The 806-nt window shown below is 43.8% G+C and carries 1 protein-coding gene; it reads right to left on the reverse strand.

The features are described 5' to 3' along the window. Positions 1-806, reverse strand: an 806-nt coding sequence (locus A3763_RS29305; RefSeq protein ID WP_197483157.1) for an Ig-like domain-containing protein, incomplete at both ends; no start/stop codon positions are given.

The raw sequence follows: 806 nt of genomic DNA on the forward strand, positions 1-806 counted from the left end.
CGCAGGAAGAATCAAGAGAGTCAGGATTCTTGCGGCAATGCCGTGAAGCAGACTCAGTTCCGGGTAGAACCCAGACTTCCTGATCCGCTAGATATTGACTTGCCCAAATCTGTGTCACACCTTCAACACTCTGCTTCCAAACCAATAAAGTAGTGCCACTTTGACTACTTTGGATAATCGGCTCAAAGCTGTCCCCTTGATGAAAGACTGCCTGTGTACCCTCTTCATTCAAGTACTTGAAATTAAGAGTTTCGGACTCGTGCCATACGCCAGACTCCGTCGTAAACGCGACCCTCTCCCCGCCTTCAAGAAAATTACGCTCATCCTCACTTGTTGACAAATCATCTTCCACTAAATCATGTACGTCTGATTCCACTTGAAGAGTATAAGTGTTATGTAAGGCAAAACGACCACTACTCAGCCCTAATGTTAACTCAGTAGCGTCAACATCAATCAATTTACCGCTTTCTTCATCTGGTACTTTTGACTCCCCAGGGACAGTACTGTGAGAAATATTTATTTCTCGCTCAACAGGCTCTGTAATTGAGTCAGGATCGAAACTACCAGAATAAATACCAACTCGATTATCAAGTAAAGAATCTATATTCATTTTCTCACTAAATAACACAGTTGGATTTAAGTCCACGCCGTAGCTTATCTCTTCAGAATCAGGAGTGATGCGAACAATAGTCGGTGCAGTAGTATCGGTGGCAGCCTCAGGCAGACTACGAGTACCATCGCTATCACAGGCAGAAAGGCCCGAAAGAAAAATAACAACCAGGAGTATTAGTTTATTTTTCCCGGCT

This window comes from Oleiphilus sp. HI0128 (genome assembly GCF_001635365.1).